Genomic DNA, 431 nt, shown 5'->3' on the forward strand with positions numbered 1-431 from the left:
ACGCCAAGCAGTCGATGGCCCAGCAGGTGCGCGCGATGCTCGCGCTGCAGGAACGGGGGGCGGCCACGCTCGACTACGGCAACAACATCCGCCAGATGGCGCTGGAAATGGGCGTGGAGAACGCCTTCGACTTCCCGGGCTTCGTGCCGGCGTACATCCGACCGCTCTTCTGCGAAGGCAAGGGGCCGTTCCGCTGGGTGGCGCTCTCGGGCGATCCTGAGGACATCTACAAGACCGACGCGAAGGTGAAGGAGCTGATCCCCGACGATCCGCACCTGCACAACTGGCTGGACATGGCGCGCGAGCGCATTGCGTTCCAGGGGCTGCCGGCGCGGATCTGCTGGGTGGGGGTGAAGGATCGCTATCGTCTGGGTCAGGCGTTCAACGAGATGGTGAAGAACGGCGAGCTCAAGGCGCCGATCGTGATCGGG

1 pseudogene is annotated in these 431 nt (G+C 65.7%); it reads left to right on the plus strand.

From position 1 onward, the window contains the following. A pseudogene (locus U5760_RS31570) lies at window positions 1–431 on the plus strand (urocanate hydratase); the annotation flags it as partial.

The organism is Paraburkholderia sp. J12 (genome assembly GCF_905220215.1).
Taxonomy (GTDB): Bacteria; Pseudomonadota; Gammaproteobacteria; order Burkholderiales; family Burkholderiaceae; genus Paraburkholderia.